This window comes from Verrucosispora sp. SN26_14.1 (assembly GCF_004307965.1).
Taxonomy (GTDB): Bacteria; Actinomycetota; Actinomycetes; order Mycobacteriales; family Micromonosporaceae; genus Micromonospora.
Window position 1 is genome coordinate 1 of record NZ_SISL01000368.1, and the last position, 5,808, is coordinate 5,808.

Genomic DNA, 5,808 nt, shown 5'->3' on the forward strand with positions numbered 1-5,808 from the left:
AGAGGGGTATAAGAGACAGGGCGGTGGCGAGGGTGGTACGCCCCACCGCCCGGCCGTCGTACGGGTGGTGCACGGTCAGTTCGCCGGCGCCGTGGGCGGGACGGCCGGCGACGAAGAACGGGGTGGGTTCCACGTATCGCAGCGTAACTCCGGCAGCCGCCCACGGAAACGGTCGCGCTAGACCTTGTCTGCCGCGAATTCAGTAGCGAAGATGGCACGAAGATTGCGATAACCGCCGCAGCGCGACCCCGGACCCCTCGGAGTGATCCAGCCATGAGTGACAAGCAGAAGCTGCGCAACTTCGTCGACGGCGAGTACGTCGAGCCGGCCGACGGCGGCTACGCCGACCTGATCGACCCCTGCACCGGGGAGGCGTTCGCCCAGGCCCCGGTCTCCGGCGCCGCCGACGTCGACGCGGCCATGAAGGCCGCCGCGACCGCCTTCGAGAGCTGGCGGGACAGCACTCCGGCCGAGCGACAGAAGGCCCTGCTCAAGCTCGCCGACGCGGTCGAGGCGCGGGCCGCCGACCTGGTCGACGCCGAGGTCCGCAACACCGGCAAGCCCCGGCAGCTCACCGCCGACGAGGAGCTGCCGCCGGCCGTGGACGAGTTCCGCTTCTTCGCCGGGGCGGCCCGGCTGTTGGAGGGACGGTCGGCCGGCGAGTACATGGCCGGGCACACCTCGTACGTGCGGCGCGAGCCGATCGGGGTCTGCGCCCAGGTCACGCCCTGGAACTACCCGCTGATGATGGCGGTCTGGAAGATCGCCCCGGCGCTCGCCGCCGGCAACACGGTGGTGCTCAAGCCGTCGGACACCACGCCGGTGTCGACGCTGCTGCTGGCGGAGATCGCCGCCGAGTACCTGCCGCCGGGTGTGTTCAACGTGGTCTGCGGCGACCGCGACACCGGGCGGGCCCTCGTCGCGCACCCCACCCCGCAACTGGTGTCGATCACCGGCTCCACCCGGGCCGGCATGGAGGTGGCCGCAGCCGCCGCCCCCGACCTCAAGCGCACCCATTTGGAACTGGGCGGCAAGGCACCGGTGGTGGTCTTCGACGACGCGGACGTCGCGGCGGCGGCCGAGGCCATCGCGACCGGCGGCTACTTCAACGCCGGCCAGGACTGCACCGCCGCGACCCGGGTGCTCACCGGCCCCGGCGTGCACGACGACTTCGTCGCCGCCCTGACCGAGCAGGCCCGCAACACCCGCACCGGCGCGCCGGACGACGAGGACGTGCTCTACGGCCCGCTGAACAACGCCAACCAGCTCGCCCGGGTACGCGGTTTCGTCGACCGCCTGCCCGACCACGCCGCCGTCCAGACCGGTGGTACGCAGGTGGGTGAGCGCGGCTACTTCTATGCGCCCACCGTCGTCTCCGGCCTGCGCCAGCAGGACGAGATCATCCAGGACGAGGTGTTCGGGCCGGTCATCACCGTGCAGCGCTTCTCCGACGAGGACGAGGCGGTGCGCTGGGCCAACGGCGTCGACTACGGCCTGTCCGCCTCGGTCTGGACCCGGGACCACGGCCGGGCCATGCGGATGACCCGACGGCTGGACTTCGGCTGCGTCTGGGTGAACACCCACATCCCGTTCGTCTCCGAGATGCCGCACGGCGGGTTCAAGCACTCCGGGCACGGCAAGGACCTCTCGGTCTACAGCCTGGAGGACTACACCCGGCTCAAGCACGTCATGCACAACATCGAGGGCTGAGCCGGTGAGCGTCGGAAGTGGGCCGGTGCCACCGGCACCGGCCTCGCACGCACTGCACGTGCGGCGGGGCGCCGCCGTGGCCCGGGGTGTGGGCAGCGTGATCTCCTCCTACGTCGACAGTGCCTCGGGTGGCCTGCTCACCGACGTCGACGGTCGGGAGTGGATCGACTTCGCCGCCGGCATCGCCGTCACCAACGTCGGCAACTCCGCGCCCCGGGTGGTCGAGGCGGTACGCGCCCAGGTCGAACGCTTCACCCACACCTGTTTCATGGTCGCCCCGTACGAGTCGTACGTGGCGGTCTGCGAGCGCCTCAACGCAGTGACCCCGGGTGCCTTCGAGAAGCGGTCGGCACTGTTCAACTCCGGTGCCGAGGCGGTGGAGAACGCCGTGAAGATCGCCCGGCACGCCACCGGGCGGCCGGCGGTGGTGGTCTTCGACCACGCCTACCACGGCCGGACCAACCTGACCATGGCGTTGACCGCGAAGAACATGCCGTACAAGCACCGGTTCGGGCCGTTCGCCGGTGAGGTGTACCGGGTGCCGATGTCGTACCCGCTGCGCGACGGCGGGCTCGACGGCGCCACCGCCGCCGCCCGGGCGATCGAGATGGTGGAGAAACAGGTCGGCGGCGAGAACGTCGCCGCGCTGCTGATCGAGCCGATCCAGGGCGAGGGCGGATTCGTCGTACCCGCGGACGGGTTTCTGCCCGCGCTGCGCACCTGGGCGACGGCGGCCGGGGTGGTCTTCGTGGCCGACGAGATCCAGACCGGCTTCTGCCGCACCGGCGACTGGTTCGCCTGCCAGCACGAGGGCGTCGAACCGGACCTGATCACGCTCGCCAAGGGCATCGCCGGTGGGCTGCCGCTGGCCGCCGTGACCGGGCGGGCGGAGCTGATGGACGCGGTGCACGTGGGCGGCCTCGGCGGCACGTACGGCGGCAACCCGATCGCCTGCGCCGCCGCGCTGGCCACCATCGAGACCCTGCACGAGCTGGACCTGGCCGCCGCCGCCCGGCGGATCGGCGCGACCATGACGGACCGGCTGCGGAGCATCGCCGCACGCGATCCCCGGATCGCCGAGGTACGCGGTCGGGGCGCGATGCTCGCCGTCGAACTGGTGCAGCCGGGCACCCTGACCCCGGACCCGGCCGCCGCGTCGGCGATCTCGGCCGCCTGCCACGCCGCCGGTCTGCTCACCCTGACCTGTGGCACCTACGGCAACGTGCTGCGCTTCCTGCCCCCGCTGGTGATCTCCGACGCCGACCTCACCCGTGGGCTCGACATCCTCGACGCCGCCTTCGTGTAAGGAGGGGTCCCCTGCTAACGCCTCGTGTATAGCAGGGGACCCCTCCTTACATCTCAGCTCAGCGCAGCACCTCGACGACGTTGTTGCGGACGAGGTTCTTGCCCGGCTCGCGGATCTGCTCCATCGCGGCGGAGTTGAGCAGCACGCAGCTCGCCGACGGGCCGGTCACCGTCACCGTGGTCGCCCGGTCGTTGTCCAGGTTGGTGACCCGCAAGCGGGTGCCGACCGGGAACCGGTCGCTGGTGGCGCCCGGTCCGGCCGCCTCCTCGAAGAAGGTGATCGGGCCCGGGCAGGCCGACGCCGTACCGGGTCGGGCGGCCGGCGGGGAGAACGAGCCGGGCCGGTCGGCGGGCCCGCTCGGCGCTGCGGTGTCCGGCCGTGCCGCCGGGCCGTCCAGCCGCTCGACGAGGTTGCGCCGGATGACGTTCCGGCCCGGCTCGCGGACCAGCTCCATGGCGGCGGAGTTGAGCAGCACACAGCTGCCGGAGGGGCCGACCACGGTCACCTCCGCCGACCTGTCGTTGTCCAGGTTGGTCACCCGCAACCGGGTGCCGACCGGGAACCGGTCGCTGGTGGCGCCCGGTTCGCCGCCCTCCGCCGAGAATGTGATCGAGCCGGAGCAGGCGCTCTGCCCGGCCGGGCCGCTGTCGGCGAACCCGAGCCCGGTGCCCACCGCCACGGTCGCCGCGGCGACCACCGCCACCCCCGCCGCCAACACGTGCTTCCGTTGCAGCCTCACTGTCGCCTCCCGTTACTCCCCGCCTGCGTTCAGGGGTCGGTACGGGCTGGGAGCGCTACCCAGTTCACCGGCGTGACGCGTATCGAAAACAAAGTTTCGGGTGAACCCTGCGGCAGACCGGTCACACCGGTCCGTAGCAGGTGTGCGGCGCTCCGGTCAGCAGTGCCCAGTAGCGGTCGCCGTACGACCAGTGCCACCACTCGGTCGGGTAGTTGACCAGGCCCACGCCGGTCAACGCGTCGACCAGGATGCGACGGTTCCGGCGGGCCAGAGCACCGATCGTCGGCGCGGCGGTGAAGCAGGCGTTCCCGCTCGCCTCCGGGGTCGCGTCGACCGCCGTACCCATGTCGACCTCCACCCCGTCGGCGGTGCAGAGCGTCAGGTCCACCGCACCACCGGTGCTGTGCGGCGCCACCTCGACCGGTGAGACGAACTTCGTGGTCTCCTCGTACACCCGCTCCGGCGACCAGTCGGGATGCGCCCGCCGCAGCTCGTCGTGGTAGCCGGTGAAAATCTCCCACTGCGACCGGTACGGCCGGTACCCCTCGATCACCAGCAGGCGGAGCCCGTCTGGCAGGGCGTCCTGCGCGGCCAGCAACCGCTCCACCACCCCCTTGCGCAGTCGCGCGTACGCACCGTCGGGGTCGGCCGCCCGCCCGTCCAACCGCAGTTCCGGGATCCCGCGCAGGTCGACGAGAGGCTCGCCGTCGTCGGCACCGGGCACCGCCGCGACGCGCGGATCGCAGAGCAGGATCACGGCGCCTCCCCCGTGCCGCCGGGACGCTCCGCGTGCCGGCTGACCGCCAACGCGACCAGCCGGTCCACGATCTCCCGGTAGCCGACGCCGCTCTCCGCCCACACCTTCGGATACATCGAGTGCGCGGTGAAGCCGGGCATGGTGTTCAGCTCGTTCACGTACAGCTCGCCGGCCTCCTCGTCATAGAGGAAGTCGACCCGGGCCAACCCCCAGCCGCCGATCGCGGCGAACGCGCGCAGCGACAACTCCCGGATCCGCTCGGTCACCTCGTCCGGCAGCGAGGCGGGGACCACCATCGGGTCGCTGTCGCCGAAGTACTTCTGCCGGTAGTCGAACCAGCCGCCGTTGACCGTGACCTCACCGACCGCCGACGCCTCCGGGTGGCTCCCACCGAGTACGCCGCACTCCAGTTCCCGCGCGGTGACCCCCTGCTCCACGATGACCAGGTTGTCGTGCCGCAGCGCCTCCTCCACCGCCGCCGCCAGGTCGTCGCCGTCACCCACCCGGGAGATCCCGATCGAGGAACCCATCCGGGCCGGCTTGACGAACAGCGGCCGGCGCAGCTCGACCACCAGCTTCTCCGGGTCCTCGGCGGCCCGGTAGGTCGACGCGTCGAAGGAGACGTACGGCGTGACCGGCACCCCCTCGGCACGCAGCGCCCGCTTCATGGCCACCTTGTCCATGCCGACCGCCGAGGCGAGGATGCCGCAGCCCGCGTACGGCACACCGAGCGATTCGAGCAGCCCCTGCACCACACCGTCCTCGCCGAACGGGCCGTGCAGCACCGGGAAGACCACGTCCAGTTCGGCCTGCACCGCACCCGGCGGGTCCGCCGTGGTGACCAGTGCCGTGCCGCGCCGCCACCCGGCCCGCAACTCCACGGCCGGGCCGGTCACCGTGAACCGGTCGTCGATGGCCCGTTCCCCGCCGGTGCCGTCCAGGAACTGACGCAGCACGTCGTCCGGCATCAGCCGGAACCGACCGCTGCGGGTCACCCCGATGGCGACGACCCGGTACCCGCCGCCGGACAGCGCCCGCGCCACCCCGAGCGCCGAGGCGCAGGAGACGTCGTGCTCCGCCGACGGCCCACCGAACAGGACCCCGATCCGTACTTCCGCGCTCATACCGCCGCCCCGCTCGATCATGCTGCCACTCCTTGTCTGGGCAGGACCGGGGTCGCCAGCCGGGCGACCAGGTCCGCTTCCACGTTTCCGCCGGTCAGCACCACGCCGACCGTGCGCGGTCGAGAGCCGCTGCCCGGTGCGGCGACCGGTGCGGCGGTGCCGGCGACCACCC

The 5,808-nt window shown here is 72.0% G+C and carries 5 protein-coding genes; 2 read left to right on the forward strand and 3 right to left on the reverse strand.

Going from position 1 to position 5,808, the window contains the following annotated elements:
* The first annotated feature begins 273 nt into the window (after window positions 1-273).
* The gene (locus tag EYA84_RS24600; protein WP_131055769.1) at window positions 274-1,710 is read left to right on the forward strand and encodes a gamma-aminobutyraldehyde dehydrogenase; all 1,437 of its coding nucleotides are present in this window, start codon (window positions 274-276) and stop codon (window positions 1,708-1,710) included.
* A 4-nt stretch (window positions 1,711-1,714) separates the two neighbouring features.
* Window positions 1,715-3,016 (forward strand): 4-aminobutyrate--2-oxoglutarate transaminase, encoded by a 1,302-nt coding sequence (gene gabT, locus EYA84_RS24605; RefSeq protein WP_236145940.1) that lies wholly within the window; start codon window positions 1,715-1,717, stop codon window positions 3,014-3,016.
* A 58-nt stretch (window positions 3,017-3,074) separates the two neighbouring features.
* Here the strand turns inward: gabT and EYA84_RS24610 are convergent, their stop codons facing one another.
* The 3 genes from EYA84_RS24610 to EYA84_RS24620 all read right to left on the reverse strand — a co-directional run bounded on the left by EYA84_RS24610 (window position 3,075) and on the right by EYA84_RS24620 (window position 5,657).
* Window positions 3,075-3,755: a hypothetical protein gene (locus EYA84_RS24610; protein WP_131055771.1), complete on the reverse strand. Its 681-nt coding sequence runs from the start codon at window positions 3,753-3,755 to the stop codon at window positions 3,075-3,077.
* A gap of 121 nt (window positions 3,756-3,876) precedes the next feature.
* The gene (locus EYA84_RS24615; protein WP_131055773.1) at window positions 3,877-4,512 is read right to left on the reverse strand and encodes a M15 family metallopeptidase; all 636 of its coding nucleotides are present in this window, start codon (window positions 4,510-4,512) and stop codon (window positions 3,877-3,879) included.
* On the reverse strand, window positions 4,509-5,657 hold the full coding sequence (locus tag EYA84_RS24620; RefSeq protein ID WP_236145941.1) for a D-alanine--D-alanine ligase family protein: 1,149 nt from the start codon (window positions 5,655-5,657) through the stop codon (window positions 4,509-4,511). The genes EYA84_RS24615 and EYA84_RS24620 overlap by 4 nt, the downstream gene beginning before the upstream one ends.
* Window positions 5,658-5,808 lie beyond the last annotated feature (151 nt).